Consider the following 21,416-nt stretch of genomic DNA (forward strand, 5'->3'; position numbering starts at 1 on the left):
TAAAGCTGAACCGTTTATCACCATTCACATTACAATTTCCATTAAATGAAAAACTTCTTTATCACACATAAAAACCCAATTCTGGCCGTTCTGGTAATCATTATTGTTGGAGGAGTTTATTCCTTTCAGCAATTAAAGACAAGCCTTTTTCCGGAAATTACGTTTCCGAAGATTAAAATTATTGCCGATGCTGAATTGCAACCTGTTGATAAAATGGTGGTTACCGTAACTCGTCCATTAGAAAACGCAGTAAAACAAGTTCCAGATTTGCAGTTGGTTAGAAGTACAACAAGTAGAGGGAGTTGTGAGCTTTCGGCATTTATGAATCCTGGAGCAAATATAGATTTAAGTCAACAACGGATTGAATCACAAATAGCAAAAATTAGTGCTTCGCTGCCTGCTGGGGTCAATATTTCAGTAGAAAAAATGAATCCTTCTATTCTTCCAGTAAGCGGTTATAGTTTAGAAAGTCATAATTATTCTCCTGTAGAACTTAAAAAAATAGCCACTTTTACCGTTAAGCCTTTTCTATCGCAAGTGGCAGGCGTTTCAGAAATTCGTGTAATAGGAGGGAAAAGCAAAGAGTTTTGGCTCGAACTGGATATTCAGAAAATGCAATCGCTAGGCGTTTCTCCAGATCAAATTAGTAATGCACTGGCTCAAACAAATTTTATAAAATCCAACGGTTATCTTTCCGATCATAACTTTTTATACCTTTCTGTAACCGATGCAACCGTTAAAACCAAGAGCGATCTTGAAGAATTAGTTTTAATTAGAAAAGGCAACCGAATTATTAAGGTAAGTGATATTGCCAAGGTAAATATTCAGCAAAGTGTGGAGTATACCCGAATTAATGCCAACGGTAAGGATGGGATTTTAATTGCTGTAATTAAACAGCCTAATGCTAATTTGGTTGATCTATCCAGCCAAATGACAGCCAAGGTTTCTCAGCTTCAACACCTTTTACCCGCCGGTGTAACTATTAAACCTTATTATGTACAGGCAGATTTTGTGAATGAATCTGTCAAAAGTGTAAGAGATAGCTTATGGATAGGCCTGGCACTAGCCATTATTGTAGCCATTATTTTTTTAAGATCGCTAAAAGCGAGTGCAACCATCCTTATTACAATTCCTGTTACACTTTGTTTAACTATAATTGTGTTGTATGTAATAGATTATTCACTCAATATCATGACTTTGGGCGCAATTGCTGCAGCCATCGGTTTAATTATTGATGATGCCATTGTTGTTGTAGAGCAAATTCATCGAACGCACGAGGAGCACCCCGAAGAATCTACGGTTTGGTTATTAATGCGGGCCGTAAATTACCTTTTTCCAGCTATGTTGGGCTCATCCATTAGTACAATTGTAATTTTTGTTCCCTTTGTTTTAATGACGGGGGTTGCTGGTTCATATTTCCAGGTAATGACTAATACCATGATTATTACGCTGGTTTGTTCATTTTTTGTAACCTGGTTGGGTTTGCCAGTAATTTATTTAATGCTTACGCGAAAAACAAAAAACAATAAACCCGTTAAAAAGGAAATCGTTCACGAAGTTAAAACCCAAAAATGGGTTCCATATTTTATTCAAAGGCCATATTTTACCTTTGGTTTTATGCTTTTACTTGTGGTTTCAATTGTATTGGTTTTTCCAAGATTAGAAACTGGTTTTTTACCCGAAATGGATGAAGGAAGTATTGTTCTAGATTATGCTTCTCCTCCAGGAACTTCTTTGGAAGAAACAGACCGAATGCTAAAAGAAGTGGAAAAACAACTGGTCAAAATTCCAGATGTGCAGGCATATTCCAGAAGAACTGGCACGCAGATGGGTTTTTTTATTACTGAACCCAATACCGGAGATTATTTAATTCAGCTTAAACCAAATCGAAGTAAAAGTACAAGTGAGGTTATTTCTGAAATTAGAACTCAAATAGAAAGTACTCAACCAGCTTTGGTGGTCGATTTTGGTCAAGTTATCGGTGATATGCTTGGCGATTTAATGAGCTCCACTCAGCCAGTTGAAGTTAAAATTTTCGGTAACGATCAACAAAAATTGCAAGATTTATCAAAACAAGTATCGGCAATTGTTGCAAAAGTTAATGGTACAGCCGATGTTTTTAATGGAATTGTACTTTCTGGTCCAACGGTTGGCATTCAGCCCAATTTCGCTATGCTGGCGCAATATGGAATAACGCCACTTTCTTTTCAAACTCAATTGCAAACCGCCATGCAAGGAAATGTAATTGGCGATTTATATGATAAACAACAGCTTTCGCCAATACGTATGGTTTATCCTGGAAGTAGAAAATTTGGGGTTTCTGATATTAATAATTTAAAAATATTCTTACCCGATGGTACAGCAATACCAATTCAAAATTTGGCTAAAGTAGAACTGAAGTCTGGTAGTGCCGAAGTGCAACGAGAAAATCTGCAAACCATTGGCGTTATCACAGCCAGATTAGATAATAGAGATTTAGGTAGTGTAATGAAAGACATTCAAACAGCGGTAAACACTAAAATTAGTCTCCCATCAGGCTACCATATTGAGTATGGTGGTGCTTACAAGGAACAACAGCAATCTTTTGCCGAGTTGCTTACCATTCTTATTGCTTCAAGTTTATTAGTTTTTAGTGTAATCCTGTTCTTATTTAAAGATTTTAAGATTGCTTTTTTAATCCTATTAATTTCCGTTTTAGGGATTTCAGGCAGTTATTTGGCTCTGTTTTTAACCAATACACCTTTAAATGTAGGCAGTTATACCGGGCTAATTATGATTGTAGGAATTATTGGCGAAAATGCAATTTTTACCTTCCTCCAGTTTAAAGAATCATTGAACGATAAATCTGTAGATGATGCCATTACTTATGCAATATCAACGCGATTAAGGCCAAAATTAATGACGGCACTTGGGGCTATTATTGCCCTTTTACCTTTAGCTTTAGGAATAGGAGCTGGCGCACAACTACATCAACCACTTGCTATTGCAGTAATTGGAGGTTTTATTGTTGCTTTGCCTTTGTTGCTAATTGCATTGCCAAGTTTAATTAGAAAGTTCTATTTTAATACTTATGTACTTTAAGCCTCCAATAAAATAGTTCTTAACTAAAAAAGCCACGAAATCACACAATTCAAAGGAAAATTAGTTCCATCGATTTTAGTGATTTCGTGGCAAATAACTTTTTCTATTTCCCTACTTCTAAAACTCTAAAAGTTCCCGAAATCTTTTTAGGACGTTGCCCTGAAACGCTTGTCTTTTCAAAATCTGCCGTTGGTAAAAATAAATGATGATTATCGTAATCTAGTGCAATTGTTCTAGCGCCAACTGCCGTTTTTACCGTTTCTTGCACAACAAATTTATCTGCAGAAATTTCTTTTACCACAGTAATATTCCCTTCCCCATTAGCACTATAAGCTAATTTCGTAGCCGGATCAAAAACAACACCATCGCATTCTTCGCCAATCGGAAGTGATGTAATTTGTTTGCCCGAATTTGCATCCAGAATAATCATCTTTTTGTTGGAGCAAACCGTAAATAATCTAGATGTTAACCGATTAATAGCCAACCCTGATGGTTCTTCACCACCTGTAAGTTTATATCTCGACAGTACTTTAAAATTAAGCGCACTAAAGCATACAATCTCATTCGTATCTTCTATGTTCACATAAATTTTGCCTTTACCGTCAGATACGCCAGCTTCGGGCTTGCCACCTAATGCAACAGTAGCAATTACTTTGTCTGTTTTAGGATCAATTATACTCGCATCCTTACTTTTACCATTAAATACAATTACTTTTTTTGAGAAATCATCATAAAATAGGGCGTCAGGGTTTTGTCCAACATTAACCTGACCAAGAACAGCAAAAGTTTTTAAATCAAAAATAGTACACGATGCACTTTTGCCATTACTCGTATAGCCTTTACCTAAGTTGTTTACAAAAGTAATTCCATGCACACCAATCGTATTTGAAATTATGCCAATAGAATCGCCTTTACTGTTAAGTATGTTAACCTGATTGCCATGCGAAATGAAAAGATTCTTGCTTTTTTGGTCTACACTTAAATAATCCCAGCCACCATCGCTATGGATTTTATGAACAGCCAAAATACGTAAATCATTTTTCTGCTGTGCAGATGCGGAAAAGCCTAATGCAGAAAGCATTGCGATACCTAAAATTTTGTTTTTCATGAAAATTTATTTTTTCATAAATAAAACAAAACACTCTGTAGCAATCCTGAAGATTTATTTAAGAAGCATTTAAATGGTAGAAACTTGCTGCTTTTTCTTCTTTTTTCCTCTACCAAGATAAATCATAAATCCTGTAATTGGGAGAGAAGCACAGATTAAAGTGGTTAAAAAGGCAATAAGTTTTGTTGGCCATCCAAGAATACTTCCTGTGTGAATAGGTTTATTCATTTTTCTAATTTGACTACCAAGACTCAAACTTGAAAATGTTTTTTGATCGAGCATCTGTCCATTACGGCTATCAAAATACACCTGATCGCTTGTAACCATAACATGATCTTGATTTTCTTTAGAAACCACAACAGGTTTATCATTTTTCTCCGGGAAAGAAAGTATAATTCCTCCACTATGTGGATATACCTTATTAGTTTGTGCTACAATTGAGGCATACAATCCATCAGCTTTTTTGATTTTTTCAGGAGATTGTTTTACTTCAGCAACCTTTTCTTTTTTGCCATCAGTTATTTTAAACAATAAATCTTCTACCCAAGTATAGCTCCATACCAGGCCAGTAAGTGTAATAACCACTAAAAATATAGAAGCATAAAAACCACTTACCGCATGAAGATCCCAGTTAACACGTTTAAATGATGCATCAGTTTTAATCTGTAAGCGCTGTTTTAGTATCTTTTTATTCTTCGGCCACCATAGGTAAAGCCCGCTAAGCGTCATAAAAAAAGTAATAGCACAAGATATTCCTGTAATGGTTTTACCTGTTTTTCCGGCTAAAAGAAAGCGATGTAAATTTAAAACAACTACAAAAAAACGTTTACTTTCTTTTCCTTTTGATAATATTTTCCCCGTATAAGGATTGATGTAAACATAATCCAAACCTTTCTTTTTAGATCCAAATGTTGCTTTAATGCTATGTTCAGCTTCTTGTGGAAGGTATAATCTGGCAATTTTTTTATCAGGGTAAACAGTTTTCGCAATAGAAACCAATGAATCCGGCGAAAGCATAGTTCCAGAAGGTTGTACCTTTTGCTCTGATGAAAATAAAAGTGGTGTTAACTCCTCCTCAAAAGTTAAAATGCCGCCAGTAGTAGCAACTACAAAAAGAACCAAGCCAGCAACAATTCCTAACCACAGGTGTAAAAAAGACATTGTTTTTCCAAAAATCTCTGGTTTTTTCTTTTTAACTGTTCTCGCTGTCATATGTGTTGTAGTACGTGCTTCTTTCTGCTTTGATTATAATTTTTTATAACCAACAATATGTTTTGTTCAAGTATAAATTATCCATCTATACATTGTGCGGCGAAAATACGTATTTATTTAGAATAATTAAAAATAGCTTTCCTGCAAGTGATATACTTTGTAATTTTGCACACAATTGCTTCGTTTACCTCACGACTTGATTTTTATGCGCACATTACTTTTACTAATTAGTTTTTTAATTTTTTCTTTTACAAGTAAAGCCAGTGCCTATTGGATGGAAATTAAAGGCTCAGGAAAGCTAAATTACCTTGTAACCGTACAACTTATATATGGTAATATTGATGATTTAGGCATTCGCCATAGGCAAACTGGAAGAGAACTTTCACTAACAGGAGAGTTTAAATTGAATTTAATTGATCCCTCAGGAAATAAAACAGACTTAAAGTTAACGCTAAAGAATGACTGTTGGGAAGCTTATTTTACCCCTAAACTAAAAGGTATATACCGTATTTTGGGCTTAAATGATACGCATCCTGTTGTTGATAGATCTAAAATAGGAGGAGAGAACATTTTGCCGATTGATTATCTACGTAGTAACTACCAAGTAGAAGTAGAAAATTATAAAAGTACTCCATCACAGTTTTTGGATATTTTAATTCAGCAAAAAGGAGATTTAGTTATCGTTAAAGCGTATAACGATGGTAAACAGGCGAAGAAAAATACTAAACTTCGGGTTTTTAATCCCCAAAATTGGGAGAAAGAACTAACGCTTGATGAAAATGGAGAAGCTACATTCTCAATAAGTACCAAAGGAATGTATGTAATTAGGCAAGATTTTGTTGATTCTAAAGCTGGAAACTACAAAGGCATTCCCTACACCAGTATTCGCCACCGTTGTAATTATTGCCTTTTCATCAAATAAACTTACTGTAACATTTGTGGTGATGTTTTGCTTTGTAATTTAGACTAATTATAAATAATGTTTCTATATTTGCGCCCATATTTAAACATATCCTTATAATTATTATTTGATGAAACCTTTATACTTTATTTTGTTAGCCTGTTTCTTATTTACAGGACTAACAGTTTTTGCCCAAAGTTCTGGTAAGATATCCGGAAAAATAACTTTGGTAGATGGATCTCCATATGCTTCGGCATCAGTATCATTAATAGAAATTAAGAGAACTACGTTAACAAATGAGCAAGGAAATTATGCTTTTGTAAATGTTACTCCAGGAAATTACACTTTAAGAATACAGGTTTTAGGTGTTGCCCAAAAAGATTTTAAAGTAAAAGTTATCTCTGGTGATACTGTTAATGTAAGCTATCAACTGGAGAAAGAAAATGTACAAGCTTTGCAAGAAGTAACGGTTGCAGGTGCTACAAACAGGTTTGCTAAAAAAGAAAGTGTATACATAGCAAGGCTTCCGCTTAAAAATTTAGAAAACCCACAAGTTTATAACTCGGTTTCAAAAGAGTTGATTCAAGAACAAATGGCGGTTGATTTAGGAAGTATTTCAAAAAATGTTCCAGGTGCCGGCGTTCCAATGATTGCAAACCAAGGGCGGGTAACCTTCCGTTCACGTGGTTTTGAAACAGAGCCAAACGCCAGAAATGGTGTAGCAGGAGCGGCATTTTCTTCAATTGATCCAGCAAATCTCGAACGCGTGGAAGCAATTAAAGGCCCATCGGCAACTTTATTTGGTAATGCAATTTCAAGTAGTTACGGTGGTTTATATAATCGCGTTACTAAAAAACCTTACAACGGTTTTGGTGGTGAAGTAAGTTATTTTGGTGGAAGCTGGAACTTTAATCGCCTAACTTTAGATGTAAATACACCCGTAAATGCAGATAAAACAGCGCTGTTTAGACTTAACGGTGCAACCAGTTTCGAAAAGAGCTTTCAGGATCAAGGTTTTACCAATAGTTTAAGTTTAGCACCAAGTTTTTCTTATCAAATTACAGATCGTTTATCCTTACTGTTAGATGTAGAGTTTGGACAAGCTAAAGGAACGTCCGTAGTTCGTTTTAATCCATTTATTGATGCAAAAAGCAAAGTTTTGGTTAATAAATCAATTGCAGATATGGAGTTTCCCTACAACAAAACCTTCTTAAGTAATGATTTGCCATATCAAACGCAAATGCTGAATATTTTTGCACAGATGAATTATAAAATATCTGGACAGTGGACTTCTCAAACCATTATTTCACGTGCCCGCTCATCTATAAATGGATATATTTCTGCTTTACGTGGTACAAGCAATTCTACAATTGCACCCCAGGTAATTGCTGGTACTACAGCCTTTATTGCAACCAATGTACAGCAAAATTTTATAGGCGATTTTAAAATTGCCAACCTGCGTAACCGTTTGGTTGTAGGTTTAGATTATTATAACAATTCAAATAACTTCGATCGTGTAACGGTTAATCTTCCTGCAGTTGATTTTATTAATACACCAGTTTATCGCGTTAGCCGCTTTAAAGTAGATTCATTAGCCAGCAGAAGTGCTACAAAAGATTTGCGTAAAGAAAGCAATGGCGATAACACCTATTCCGCTTACGCATCCGATGTGATTAACATTACTGATAGATTATCGGCCATGCTAAGCTTGCGGGTAAACCGTTATAAATATGATGGCGTTTACAACATTACTACAGGCATAACTTCTGGAGGTATTGGTGTGGGCGGCATACAAACTGGCCCATACAATCAAACCTCTTTATCGCAAAAATTAGGTCTTGTTTACGAAGTTTCTAAAGATCATTTATCTGTTTTTGGTAACTATATGAATGGTTTCTTTAACAATAGCGGTATTATTGCTGATGGAAGCGCAATTAAACCAGAACATGCCAATCAGCTTGAATTTGGTGTAAAAGGTGATTTATTTAACCACAGGTTAGTAGGTACAGTAAGTTATTACAATATTAAAGTTGCTAATATGCTACGTGAAGATCCTAACGATGCTAATTACAAAGTGCAGGATGGAACGCGTTACAGCAAAGGTATAGAGGTTGATTTAAACGCAAACCCTTTTGCAGGCTTTAACATTGTTGCGGGTTATGCTTATAACGACAGTAAATTAACCAAGTCTGATCCATCAACAGATGGTTTACGTCCAGGTTTATCTGGTCCACCACATACATTTAATCTTTGGTTAAGTTACCGCATTTCCGAAGGCGATTTAAAGGGCTTGGGCTTAGGCTTTGGCGGTAATGCCGGAAGCTGGTCTTATCATACTAATACGGTTACAACCAAAATAACTATTCCATCATATACCATGCTTGATGCAACTGTGTTTTACGATCAGCCAAGGTATCGTATAGGCATGAAAGTAGATAACCTAACCAGCGAAAAAACATGGTCGGTAAGGTTAACACCGCAAGCACCAGCAAGGTTTATAGGAAACGTTGTATTAAAATTCTAAAATAAAAAAGGTTCTTTAGCACATTGCTAAAGAACCTTTTTTATTTTGATTATCTACTCAGGACTAAAATGGTGGTGTTTGAGCAATATTATTTGCCGTTTTATATTCAGAAGGAGAAAATCCAGTATTCTTCTTAAAATACTTCCCAAAAAAGGAAGAATTGCTAAAGTTAAGTGTTTCAGCTACCTCCGATACATTTAAAATATGACCGGTTAACAATATTTTAGCCTCACCAATAACCATTTCATCTATCAATTCTCCAGCAGTTCTGTCGGTAACTTGTTTTACCACTTGCGATAAATGCCTTGAAGTAATGCACAATACATTCGCATAATATTGCACACGCTTTTCCTTTCTGAAATTTTCAGATAGCAGTGTTAAAAAACGTGTAGTAAGTTCAGTTTTACTATCGTGCTTAATCGGTACAAATGCATTTCGCTTATTGTTAATCAGAAATAGATCATATAATATTTCTAAAAAGCTATTTCTAACAATGTCCTTTATGTGTGGCGTATCAGGCGAAAGTTTAAGCTTTTTTTGTAAAGCCAAAATATCATTCAAAATATCGTTAAACTCTTCTTTGGATAGTGAAAATTTATGCGTTGCATGTTCTCTAAATAATCTATAGCTTTCTGCGCTGCCTAAAAATACACCTTGTCTTTTCAGGTAATCCTTATTAAAGCCAATCCTAATAAAAGATACGTTTTCGGGCTGTTCAATTTCATGTATTGAGCCCGGGAAAACAAATACAATATCTCGCTCTTTTAGGCTGTCTTGTACAAAATTTGTTTTAAGATTAAGCTTCCCTTTTAAAATTAAAATAAGGGAATAAGAGGCAGATCGAAAGGGTTCATTGCATGGGCGAGGAATTTCACCATCGTGTTTTGTAACATTAAGATCTTCATTATGGAAAGCTTTTTCATCAAAATTTACTTGCGCATGGGATGTATTAAGTTGATGTTGCTGCATAGGTTATCGGTGATTCGTAACTATTATTTAACAGATAAATCCCTTCCTTTTTTGGTGTTTTTTTACACTTTAAAAAAGATCAGGTTTACCCGAAAAAATCTGCCCTTTTGTCTGTTAGTTTTGTTCAAAAACAAATGTAATATTTTTGGAAAAAATAAATTACTATTTTTTTAATATGACTAAAGTTTGATTCATTTTTAAATTTTGATTAACTTTTTTTTGTACATAATTCATTGTTTTTTAGTATATTGTTGATATACGTGAGTTTTTTGCTTCAAATAGTATTTTGCTGTATTTGAATTTTATGTTTTTACTATTTTAAACAATAAGTCAGGAGGTCAGATGGTCAACTCATCTAAATGTCACATTTCGGCGATCCACCTTTTTGACCAATATTTCCCACATTTAAACCTTTTTTTGAGGCTCAACCCACGTTAAAATTGCATAATCAAATCGTTTAATTACTGTTATCAGATTTAGCTTAACCAAAAGCTAATAAAAATGAATGATTTTAAGGGGGAAAGCCAACTTTCCGGATAGAATTTAAAAGGGCTCTGCCGAATAACTGCACAGGGATGCGTAAAAAATTACAAGATAGAATTGCTTCATTCAAAGATGCATCAATTATCAAGGAGAAGGGATTATACCCTTATTTTAGATCAATTGAATCCGCTCAGGATACTGAAGTGATGATTAATGGGCAAAAAGTATTGATGTTTGGTTCAAACTCGTACTTAGGGTTAACTAACCACCCCAAAATTAAAGAAGCCTCAAAGCAGGCAATAGATAAATATGGTACTGGTTGCGCAGGATCGAGGTTTTTAAATGGCTCACTGGATATTCATTTAAATCTCGAAAGTCGTTTAGCCGATTATGTCGGTAAGGAAGCTGCCGTACTTTTTAGCACAGGTTTTCAAGTCAATCTCGGTGTAATTTCTTGTTTACTGGATAGAAACGATTACCTGATTCTGGATGAGTACGATCACGCCTCAATTATCGATGGAAGCCGGCTGTCTTTCTCCAGGACAATAAAGTATGCGCATAATGACATGGATGATCTGCGAAAGAAATTAAGCAGATTGCCTGAAGATGCTGCAAAGCTCATCGTTTCTGATGGTATTTTTAGCATGGAAGGCGATTTAGTTAATCTACCAGAAATGGTAAAGATTGCTGATGAATTTGGTGCTAATATTATGATGGACGATGCACACAGCCTGGGTGTTATTGGTTTTAATGGCTCGGGTACGGCTTCTCACTTCAACCTTAACAATAAGGTAGATTTAATTATGGGAACCTTCAGTAAATCACTTGCCTCTTTAGGTGGATTTATTGCTGGTGATGAGCAAACAATTGAATTTATTAAACACCGTGCAAGATCGTTAATGTTTAGTGCAAGTATGCCACCATCGGCTGTTGCCAGCGTTATTGCCGCATTGGATATTATCGAATCAGAACCTGAACGTATTGATAAACTTTGGCAAAATACAGAATATGCTAAGAAATTATTGGTAGAAGCAGGCTTCGATATCGGTCATTCCAACAGCCCAATTATTCCTGTTTACATCCGGGATAATACCAAAACGTTTATGATTACCAATATCCTACAGCAAAATGGGGTATTTGTAAATCCTGTGGTTTCACCTGCCGTACCTTCAGATTCATCCTTGATTCGCTTTTCGCTGATGGCAACACACAGCTTTGAGCAAATAGAAACCGCAATAGAAAAATTAAGTGCAGCATTTAAAACCGTTAATTCAAACCTTGTAGGTACGCAATCATGATAAAAATAGTAGAAGTTAGCGATAAAAAATTGCTAAAGGCATTTGTCGATTTTCCACATACACTGTATGCAAACGACGTAAATTATGTGCCCGAACTTTTTATTGCGCAACGCGATTTACTTACACCAGGCAAACATCCTTTTTACGAACATTCAGAAATTCAACTTTTTTTAGCTTACGATGGTGATAAAATTGTTGGACGAATTGCGGCCATAAATAATACCAACCACAATAAAATATATGAAGTAAAAGAAGGATTTTTTGGCTTCTTTGATACCATAAATAATCCAGAAGTTGCTACAGCACTAATGAATGCAGTGCAAGATTGGCTTACTAAAAAAGGTTTGACTAAAATTTTAGGTCCGGTTAATTTCTCAACAAATGAGGTATGCGGTCTTTTAATTGAAGGTTTTGATGGGCCACCTGTAGCCATGATGCCTTACAATGCAGCTTATTATCTACCACTTTTAGAGCAAATTGGTTTTAATAAAAATGTTGATTTAAGAGCATACAGATATACGGCCGGCAATTACAGCGAAAGATCTGTTGGGTTGCTTAATAAAATTGAAGAACGTTTACAGCGAAACGACATCATCATCCGCAAAATTGATATGAAAAATTTTCAGCGTGAATGTGATGCCATTCGTGAGGTATACAACAAGGCATGGGATAAAAACCTGGGCTTTGTACCAATGACGGATAAGGAATTTAATTATACCGCAAAGGATTTAAAAATGATTCTTGATCCTGATTTCTGCATTATTGCCGAGCAACACGGTAAAATTGTTGGCTTTGCATTGGCTATTCCAGATATCAATCAAATATTAATCAAAATTAAAAGAGGTCGTTTATTCCCAACAGGACTTTTAAAGTTGTTGCTTAATAAAAAGAAAATAAATGGTATTCGTATTTTATTGCTAGGCGTAATTGATGGTTATCGCAAAATGGGTATTGAAGCCTGTTTATACGGAAACATTATTAAAAGCTTTACAGCGAAAAAAATGCAATATGCAGAGGCAAGCTGGACTTTAGATCATAATGATTTAATAAATAAGCCGATTGAAGATATTGGGGGCAAGCTTTACCGGAAATACAGGATTCTCGAAAAAACAATATGAAAAAGAGGGTATTAATTACTGGTGCAACAGGTTTTGTGGGTTTTCATTTAATTGAATCTGCATTGGCTCTTGGTATGGAAGTTTATGCAAGCGTTCGTAAATCAAGCTCAATAGATCATCTTAAAGGTTTCGATATCAATTTTGTAGAGTTGGATTTTGAATCAATGTACCTTTTAAAAAGAGATATTGAAGAAAAAAAATACCACTACATTATCCATGCAGCAGCAATTACAAAGGCCAAAAACCTGCAAGAATATTTGCACGTTAATGCCGTATATACCCGCAACCTGGCAATAGCTGCTTCTATAGCAACACATAAAATAGAAAAATTTGTGTTTGTAAGCAGCTTGGCAGCAATTGGCCCGTTAAAGGAAAAAAGTGGCGAACTGCTTGATAGCAGTTCTTCCAACCCGGTTACAAATTATGGAATAAGTAAGGCACTGGCAGAAACGTATTTAAATCAAATTAAAGATTTGCCATTAATTACTTTTCGTCCAACAGCAGTTTATGGCCCCAGAGAGAAAGATATTTTCATTCTTCTTAAAACTATAAGCTCGGGTTTAGAGCTTTACATTGGTAATATAGAGCAGCAATTGAGCTTTGTGTACGTTACAGATTTAGCTCAAACAGTGGTAAAAGCGCTAAGTTCAAACATTGTAAATAAAACCTACAACATTTCTGATGGGCTTACTTACGATCGCTTCTCGTTAGCCAATTATGCCCGTAAGGCACTAGGAAAGAAAACATTTACACTTAATGTTCCTGTAAACATCATTAAGGGACTTGCATGGGTTTTAGAACGCAGCTATGGCGTGTTTAGTAAAATACCTGCCTTAAATGTAGATAAGATTAAAGAGCTCACAGCCATAAACTGGAGCGTAAATATTGAAAATTTAGAAAAAGATCTTGGCTTTATACCTCAGTACCAATTAGAAAAAGGACTGGGTGAAACAATAAAGTGGTACAAGAGCAACAAATGGTTATAAATAATTAGACAGTTAAAATAAAGTAAAATGAAAGAACAAGTAAAATCAGCTGAGGGTAAACTGGGTATATTAATGCCTGGACTTGGGGCGGTAGCCACTACTATGATTGCCGGAGTAGCTGCTATTAAAAAAGGTTTGTCTAAGCCTATCGGTTCGTTAACGCAAATGGGAACCATCCGTATAGGTAAAAGAACCGAAAATAAACAGCCTAAAATTAAGGATTTTGTGCCTTTAGCAAACCTTGAAGACCTGGTTTTTGGTGGATGGGATGTATATGAAGATAACGTTTACGAAGCCGCACTTAATGCAAGAGTATTAGATGCAAACTTACTACGTGATGTGCGTGAAGAACTGCAGGCCATTAAACCAATGAGAGCTGCTTTTGATAAAAACTATGTAAAAAATCTTGACGGTAAATTTGTTAAGGATATTGATAATCGTTACGAATTGGCACAAGCGGTTATTGCTGATATTGAAAATTTTAAGGCAGAAAATAATTGCGATCGTTTAGTAATGGTTTGGTGTGGTTCTACCGAAATTTATTTCGAACCATCTGAAGTACACGAAACTTTGGCTGCTTTTGAACAAGGCTTAAAAGACAACGATAAACGCATTGCACCAAGTATGATTTATGCTTATGCTGCGCTTAAATTAGGGGTTCCATTTGCAAACGGTGCGCCTAACTTAACAGTTGATATCCCTGCGCTTTTAGAGTTGGCTAAAGAAACCAATACTCCAATTGCGGGTAAGGATTTTAAAACCGGACAAACCTTAATGAAAACCATTTTGGCTCCAGGTTTAAGTGCACGTGCTTTAGGTGTTAATGGTTGGTTTTCTGATAATATTTTAGGCAACAGAGATGGTTTAGTATTGGATGACCCTGATAACTTTAAAACCAAAGAGGTTTCTAAACTAAGTGTATTGGATGAGATTTTTAAGCCAGAATCTAATCCGGATTTATATGGAGATATGTACCACAAAATCCGTATTAACTATTATCCGCCTCACGGTGATAATAAAGAAAGTTGGGATAACATCGACATTTTTGGCTGGTTGGGTTATAAAATGCAGATTAAAATCAATTTCTTATGCCGCGATTCTATTTTAGCTGCACCAATTGTGTTGGATTTGGCTTTATTTATCGATTTGGCTAAACGTTCAAACATGTCGGGTATTCAAGAGTGGTTATCATTCTATTTAAAATCGCCACAAACTTTGCCAGGATTAAATGCAGAACACGATATTTTTAAACAATTAATGAAACTTCAAAATACCTTACGTTACATTATGGGTGAAGATTTAATCACTCATTTAGGGCAGGATTATGAAGAAGAATTGGTAGAAACATTATAGTGATTTTTCATAAAATCATATCAACCGGTTTGGGAATTGGGTACATTGGTAAAGGTGCAGGTACTTTCGCTGCAATAGCCGCCTGTGCCTGCTGGTACCTTTTCCAAACTGGTTATTATTACCCACCTATGGCGGCTTTAATAGCAACTATTTTATTGGTTATTATTGGCGTTATAAGTGGCAATAAAGTGGAAGCGATTTGGGGTAAAGATCATGGCCGCGTTGTAATTGATGAAATTGCAGGCATGTGTATTACCTTATTGTGGGTGCCGATAAAATGGGAGTATATTATTTTAGGATTAATCCTTTTTAGGTTTTTTGATATACTGAAACCTTTATTTATACGCCGGTTAGAAGCCTTGCCGGGTGGCTGGGGCGTTATGGCAGATGATGTTTTGGCAGGAGTATACGCAAATTTGGTTCTCCAACTCGTTATAGTGCTTAAATTATTATAACAAAATGCTCACTTACCTTAAAGCACAAGCCTCGTCTATCACGGCGTCGCTGCTTGATTTTTTGGTTACCATTGCCGGTGTAAATCTTTTTGGTTTATGGTACCTGGCAGCTAGCATAACCGGGACGGTGGCAGGTGGCATTTTTAATTTTTCTGTAAACCGTAAATGGGTTTTTTCAGCAAGTTCACAAAATATAAAACCTCAAATTATTAAGTATATACTCGTTTGGTGCGGCAACCTGCTCTTGGTAACAGGCGGAGTATATGTATTAACGCAGTTTTTTAGTCTCAATTACGTGCTCTCAAAAGTGCTGGTGTCGGTTGTAATCGGCTCTAGCTACAATTACATTATGCAAAAGCAGTTTATTTTTATCCGTTAAATGAAACGTCTACATATATTTTTATTCCGCTCCTTTTTATCCATTATACTTAATGTAATGTTAATTGGGAGTGTTTTTGCCCAAAAAACGGTTATATCTGGTACCGTTAGAGATGCAGCTACCAAAGAAACATTACCTTACGTTTCAGTATTTTTTAGTGGAACCAAAATAGGTACACAAACCGATGTAAATGGAAATTATACCATCAGCACTAATGAAGCACAAACATCCTTAAGCTTTAATTATGTAGGCTATCAGGTGGTGGTAAAAAATGTGGTGCCAGCAACAACACAACAAATAGATGTAAACTTAAAATCCGATTCAAAATCATTGGATGAAGTAGTGGTAGTAGCCGGTAAAAAGGTAAGGTATCGCAATAAAGATAATCCTGCAGTTGAGCTTATTAGACAAGTTATTGCCCACAAGGATGAAAATAGAATAAAAAGCTACAACACAATAGCATACAGGCAATATGAGAAAATGCTGTTCTCATTAAGTAACGTATCCGATAAGTTTAAAAATAAAAAGATATTCAGAAACTATCAGTTCCTTTTTCAGGAGCAAGATTCTACATTAATAGGCGGTAAAAACCTATTGCCAATTTACATTCAGGAAAAACTTGCTGATAACTACTATAGCAAATCGCCAGAGAAAAATAAAACAGTGGTTGTTGCAGAAAAACAAGTCGAATTTGATAATCGTTATATTGATAATAAGGGAATGAAAACTTATTTCGATCGTATGTATCAGGATATCGATATTTATAAAAACAACATTTCTGTAATGAGTAATGAGTTTTTAAGTCCGGTGGCAGATGGTGCCCCAGCATTTTATAAATTCTTTATTACCGATACCCTTAAAAATCAAAAACCACAACTTATTGAGCTTTCTTTTACCCCACGCAACACAAACGATATGTTGTTTGAAGGAAGAATTTATGTAACCAACGATAGCCACTACGCAGTTACAGGTGCAACAATGAGTGTAAATAAAAATATAAACTTAAACTTTGTAAGGGCTCTAAAAATCGACCTCGATTTTGAACCAAATGCCAAAGGAAAATACAGCTTAACTAAAAGTAATTTGCTTGCCGATTTTGGTCTTGGCAAAACAAAGGGGTGGGGTTTTACCGGCGAGCGTACCGTAACTTTTAAAAATTATCAATACGATACACCACTGCCAGATACTCTTTTACAAGGGAAAAATACGGTGGTTTTAGCCGATGCTAATAAGAAAAGCGATCTTTTTTGGCAACAAAATAGATTAGATACCATATCTAAAGATCAGCTTAAAATTTACCATAATATAGATACACTCCAAAATTTGCCATCCTTTAAAAGAACAATGAAAATTGTTACCCTTTTATTTGCTGGCTATCAGGATTTGGGCCCTTATGAAATTGGTCCGGTAAACACCTTTTACAGTTTTAACAATGTAGAAGGCTTACGTTTGCGGTTGGGCGGTCGCACCACGCCCCAACTCAGCAAACGCTATTACTTCGAAAATTATGCTGCTTATGGTTTTAAGGATGAAAAGTGGAAATTTTTCCTTTCAGGAACATACTCCTTAAATAATAAATCTATTTACGAGTTTCCTCAAAATTACATCAGAGCAAGCTTTCAAAGAGATACCAAAATACCCGGGCAAGAACTACAGTTTGTACAGGAAGATAACTTTCTCTTATCCTTTAAAAGAGGGGTAAATGATATGTTGTTGTACAACGATTTTTATCGTTTGGATTATGTTAAAGAGTTTGAAAACCATTTCTCTTACAGCATAGGATTAAAAAAATGGAGCCAAACACCGGCAGGCGGCCTTTACTACCAAAACTCTACCGGAAGTTTGGTAGATCGTTTAACCACCAGTGAAGCATCTATCCAATTACGTTATGCCCCAAATGAAAAATTTATTCAAGGGAAAATTTATCGTACCCCAATTGCCGATCGTTATCCGGTTTTTAACTTAAAATATACCGCAGGTTTAAAGGGTATTTTAGGTGGAGAATATAACTACCATAACCTTATGGGAAGCATTGATAAACGTTTTTATCTTTCGCAACTTGGTTATAGCGATGTAACAGTTGAAGGTGGCTACATTGCCGGTAAAGTGCCTTTTCCATTGTTGGATATACATAGAGCCAACCAAACATATGCTTATCAGCTTAACTCTTATAACTTAATGAATTTTCTGGAGTTTGTAAGCGATCATTACGTAAGTATCAATATCGATCATAATTTTAATGGTTTCTTTTTTAATAAAATGCCATTAATAAAAAAGCTAAAGCTTAGAGAAGTTGTTTCATTTAAAGCACTTTACGGCGGTTTACGTAATGAAAACAATCCTGCTTTAAATAGCGGCTTGTATCAATTACCAGTTTATGAAAACGGTACACCAAGAACCTACGCTTTAGGTAACGATCCTTATATGGAGGGTAGCGTAGGAGTGGGCAATATTTTTAAACTGTTAAGAGTTGATCTTGTTAAAAGATTTAACTATTTAAACCATCCTGAAGTTTCTGAATGGGGAATAAGGGCGAGAATTAAATTCGATTTTTAAAATTACTTTATGAAAGCAAAATTTAGAGACAGCCTCCAACAAGGCATATACAAAGTCATTAATCCTTTTGTAAAGGGATTGATTAAAATTGGGTTAACCCCAAATGCTGTAACCACAATAGGTTTAATTTTAAATATTGGTGTAGCCGTAATTTTTGTGCTTGGCGCAGAGAAATCCAACCGTGGCGATTTATCATACATTGGCTGGGGGGGTGCATTGGTACTTTTTGCTGGCATTTTTGATATGCTTGATGGGCAGGTAGCCCGTTTAGGCAATATGAGTTCTAAATTTGGTGCCCTTTACGATTCCGTTTTAGATCGCTATAGCGAAATGATTATGTTTCTTGGAATTTGTTATTACCTAATTGCGCACCATTACTTTTTAAGCTCCCTTTTTGCTTTTATTGCTTTAATAGGCTCCATGATGGTAAGTTATACCCGTGCCCGTGCTGAGGGCTTAGGCGTAGAGTGTAAAGGTGGTTTAATGCAACGCCCTGAACGTGTGGTTACCATTGGCGTTTTTGCCATAGCCTGTGGGGTAAGCAGTCATTTTATTGGTGGTGATTATAAAATTTATATGCCAGGTATTTCCTTTCATATTTTTGAAACCATGACCATTTTTACCCTTCCTATTGCCATTATGGCAGTATTAACCAATATTACCGCAATTAAACGTTTGTTAGAAGCTAAAAAAGGATTGGAGGCGCAAGAAAAAGCCGAGCGCCTATCTGGCAATAAAGCAGCTTTAATTGTAGGCTTTTTATTGGCTTTTGGTAGCATAAGCATGGTTGGGTTTAATGCCAGTGCACAAAATAATGATCCATCACCACTTACCTTTCCAACACCTAAGGATATTAGTAACCAACTTTTTTATCTGCAGAGAGATCCCAATACCAACACCATTATTTGCCAGTTAAATGTTGATAAGCATGGCGAGGTAAATATCGAGCAGCCCGTTAATGTTTTCTGGATGCGCTATGGTGATAAAGGCGAAAAAAAAGAACTTGGTTACATTCAGCGTAAATTTGCGTACGGTATTTTAAGTAAATCATTAGGCAATGGGCAGTTTGAACTTCGCTTTACCTCCCATAAAAATTTGCCCATGTACTTAAATAAATCTGGTGCAGATAAAAAGTACCATGTATTTGTAACCGTAAACAATAAAAAAATGCAACTAGAACGTATCTTTTTAAGAATAGAAGGCGGTACTTTCTGGTTTCCAAATGTTAAATATGTAGAGTTAAAAGGCTATGATGCGGCCGATCCTTCTAAATTGCTTATTGAGCGCATTAAAGTTTAAATTATGAAAAAGAATTTTGTATCTAATTCATCAGCATCCATCAGGATGTTTAAAAATGATTTCCTCGAAAGCTTATCTAAAGTAAGGTACTATGTGCCTTTAATTGTATATATACCTGTTATCGCCTTCCTTTTTTGGAAAGCCCTATGGCAATTGGATATGCCGCTTTTAAACTTTGCAGGCTGGCTATTGTTTGGGTTAGGCATTTGGACTATTACCGAATATATATTACATCGCTTTGTATTTCATTTCGAACCAACAGCAGAGTGGGGTAAAAAAATCCACTTTATATTTCATGGTGTTCATCACGATTACCCCAACGATAATAAAAGATTGGTAATGCCACCATCTGCCAGTATTCCAATGGCATTAGGTTTTTATTTTCTTTTTGATTGGCTTTTACCAGAAAATATGGTTTATCCTTTCTTCTCCGGCTTTATGATAGGATATTTGTTTTATGATATGGTTCATTATGCCCTGCATCATGCTAACTTTAAAAGCGGTTTTTGGAAAAGATTAAAACAACATCACATGTTACATCACTATTCAGACGCTACAAAAGGTTATGGTGTAAGCTGGACTTTTTGGGACAATATATTCAGATCAAATTTTGAAAAAAAATAATATGCAGGGTGAAATTGAGCTGAAAGCCGATTTTTTTAAGATGAAGGATGTGTATTTAACAGCCTCAATTTCTGTAGGCTATATTTTGCTATCTGTGTTGCTTGTGGGTTTTAAAATAGATCAGCTTGTGCTGGTGTTTATATTTAATTCGCTTTATTACTTATCAAGAGGGACGAGGAAATTCATCATCGGCTTTTCTATTTTCATCGTCTATTGGATTCTGTACGATTATATGAAAGCCTTTCCCAATTATCTTTTTAGCGATGTACATATTCAAAGTTTGTACGAGCTTGAAAAGAAGCTGTTCGGAATCCATTTCCATCAAATGCTGCTCACCCCAAATGAATATTGGAAACTCAATAGCATTGCAGCTTTAGATGTTGTAACAGGCTTTTTTTACTTAATGTGGGTACCCGTACCTTTAGCATTTGCTACCTATTTGTTTTTTTATAACAGACAGCAGTTTGTATACTTTGCCCTTACTTTTGTTTGGGTAAACCTTTTAGGCTTTGTTGTTTATTACGCTTTTCCGGCGGCACCGCCATGGTATGTGCAAGAGCATGGTTTTAATTTTATTGCTAAAACCCCAGGTAATACCGCGGGCTTAGTTCGGTTCGATCATTATTTTAATATTAACCTTTTTCAAGGCATTTATAGTAAAGGATCTAACGTGTTTGCAGCAATGCCATCCTTACATTCCTCATACCCAGTTATAGTACTTTATTATGGCTTAAAAAACAAGCTAGGCGCAATAAATGTATTCTTCCTTACTGTAATGGTCGGTATTTGGTTTTCTGCAGTATATACCAGTCACCATTACATATTGGATGTTTTAGCAGGCATTACCTGTGCAACAATTGGTATTACAACCTTTAACTGGTTAATAAAGCAAAAGCCAGTTAAACAATTTTGTAATAACTTAATTAAAAGCATTACCTAGGTTTTAAAGTAAACCATCAACTGTTCAATACTGTACATATAACGTTCGTTAATGAACGTTTTTACAAGCTATTTATAAAATAATACGCTTAAAAACCGTAAATACGTAGTTTATTACAATTGGCATAAAC

Annotated in this window: 16 protein-coding genes; 13 read left to right on the forward strand and 3 right to left on the reverse strand. The window is 35.5% G+C overall.

The genetic code is table 11. The features are described from left to right. Nucleotides 1-45 precede the first annotated feature (45 nt). On the forward strand, nt 46-3,081 hold the full coding sequence (locus EHC72_RS05125) for an efflux RND transporter permease subunit (RefSeq protein ID WP_131536596.1): 3,036 nt from the start codon (nt 46-48) through the stop codon (nt 3,079-3,081). 103 nt (nt 3,082-3,184) lie between these two features. Here EHC72_RS05125 and EHC72_RS05130 read toward each other — a convergent pair whose 3' ends face one another. Further along, nucleotides 3,185-4,189: a YncE family protein gene (locus EHC72_RS05130; RefSeq protein WP_131536597.1), complete on the reverse strand. Its 1,005-nt coding sequence runs from the start codon at nt 4,187-4,189 to the stop codon at nt 3,185-3,187. A 69-nt stretch (nt 4,190-4,258) separates the two neighbouring features. Beyond that, nucleotides 4,259-5,401 (reverse strand): PepSY-associated TM helix domain-containing protein, encoded by a 1,143-nt coding sequence (locus EHC72_RS05135; RefSeq protein ID WP_131536598.1) that lies wholly within the window; start codon nt 5,399-5,401, stop codon nt 4,259-4,261. A gap of 205 nt (nt 5,402-5,606) precedes the next feature. Here EHC72_RS05135 and EHC72_RS05140 point away from each other — a divergent pair, with 205 nt between their 5' ends. Further along, a complete protein-coding gene (locus EHC72_RS05140; protein WP_131536599.1) occupies nt 5,607-6,323 on the forward strand; it encodes a hypothetical protein in 717 nt (238 codons plus the stop codon). A 109-nt stretch (nt 6,324-6,432) separates the two neighbouring features. After that, nucleotides 6,433-8,826, forward strand: a complete 2,394-nt coding sequence (locus EHC72_RS05145) for a TonB-dependent receptor (RefSeq protein ID WP_131536600.1) — start codon at nt 6,433-6,435, stop codon at nt 8,824-8,826. A 63-nt stretch (nt 8,827-8,889) separates the two neighbouring features. On the opposite strand, the gene EHC72_RS05150 is transcribed toward EHC72_RS05145, so the two are convergent. After that, on the reverse strand, nt 8,890-9,795 hold the full coding sequence (locus EHC72_RS05150; protein WP_131536601.1) for a helix-turn-helix domain-containing protein: 906 nt from the start codon (nt 9,793-9,795) through the stop codon (nt 8,890-8,892). A 575-nt stretch (nt 9,796-10,370) separates the two neighbouring features. Here EHC72_RS05150 and spt point away from each other — a divergent pair. Genes spt through EHC72_RS05200 form a run of 10 tightly spaced genes read left to right on the forward strand, consistent with a single transcriptional unit; the run spans nt 10,371 to nt 21,286 of the window. Continuing rightward, nucleotides 10,371-11,576, forward strand: coding sequence for a serine palmitoyltransferase (spt, locus tag EHC72_RS05155; RefSeq protein ID WP_131536602.1), 1,206 nt, complete (start codon nt 10,371-10,373; stop codon nt 11,574-11,576). After that, nucleotides 11,573-12,694 (forward strand): hypothetical protein, encoded by a 1,122-nt coding sequence (locus EHC72_RS05160; RefSeq protein WP_131536603.1) that lies wholly within the window; start codon nt 11,573-11,575, stop codon nt 12,692-12,694. Before spt ends, EHC72_RS05160 begins: the two co-directional genes overlap by 4 nt. Next, nucleotides 12,691-13,680, forward strand: coding sequence for an NAD-dependent epimerase/dehydratase family protein (locus EHC72_RS05165; protein ID WP_131536604.1), 990 nt, complete (start codon nt 12,691-12,693; stop codon nt 13,678-13,680). The genes EHC72_RS05160 and EHC72_RS05165 overlap by 4 nt, the downstream gene beginning before the upstream one ends. Nucleotides 13,681-13,707: 27 nt before the next feature. Next, on the forward strand, nt 13,708-15,033 hold the full coding sequence (locus EHC72_RS05170; protein ID WP_131536605.1) for an inositol-3-phosphate synthase: 1,326 nt from the start codon (nt 13,708-13,710) through the stop codon (nt 15,031-15,033). After that, nucleotides 15,033-15,488, forward strand: coding sequence for a phosphatidylglycerophosphatase A family protein (locus tag EHC72_RS05175; RefSeq protein ID WP_246029379.1), 456 nt, complete (start codon nt 15,033-15,035; stop codon nt 15,486-15,488). Before EHC72_RS05170 ends, EHC72_RS05175 begins: the two co-directional genes overlap by 1 nt. 4 nt (nt 15,489-15,492) lie before the next feature. Next, on the forward strand, nt 15,493-15,867 hold the full coding sequence (locus tag EHC72_RS05180; protein WP_131536607.1) for a GtrA family protein: 375 nt from the start codon (nt 15,493-15,495) through the stop codon (nt 15,865-15,867). After that, entirely contained in the window at nt 15,868-18,423 is a 2,556-nt protein-coding gene (locus EHC72_RS05185) for a DUF5686 and carboxypeptidase-like regulatory domain-containing protein (protein ID WP_131536608.1), read from the forward strand. It begins immediately after the preceding gene. A 9-nt stretch (nt 18,424-18,432) separates the two neighbouring features. After that, the gene (locus EHC72_RS05190; RefSeq protein ID WP_131536609.1) at nt 18,433-19,722 is read left to right on the forward strand and encodes a DUF4833 domain-containing protein; all 1,290 of its coding nucleotides are present in this window, start codon (nt 18,433-18,435) and stop codon (nt 19,720-19,722) included. Between the two features lie 3 nt (nt 19,723-19,725). Next, nucleotides 19,726-20,346 (forward strand): sterol desaturase family protein, encoded by a 621-nt coding sequence (locus EHC72_RS05195; RefSeq protein WP_131536610.1) that lies wholly within the window; start codon nt 19,726-19,728, stop codon nt 20,344-20,346. Beyond that, complete coding sequence (locus EHC72_RS05200; RefSeq protein ID WP_246029380.1) at nt 20,333-21,286, forward strand: phosphatase PAP2 family protein; 954 nt, start codon at nt 20,333-20,335, stop codon at nt 21,284-21,286. The genes EHC72_RS05195 and EHC72_RS05200 overlap by 14 nt, the downstream gene beginning before the upstream one ends. Nucleotides 21,287-21,416: the final 130 nt, after the last annotated feature.

This window comes from Pedobacter nototheniae (genome assembly GCF_004335085.1).
Taxonomy (GTDB): Bacteria; Bacteroidota; Bacteroidia; order Sphingobacteriales; family Sphingobacteriaceae; genus Pedobacter; species Pedobacter nototheniae.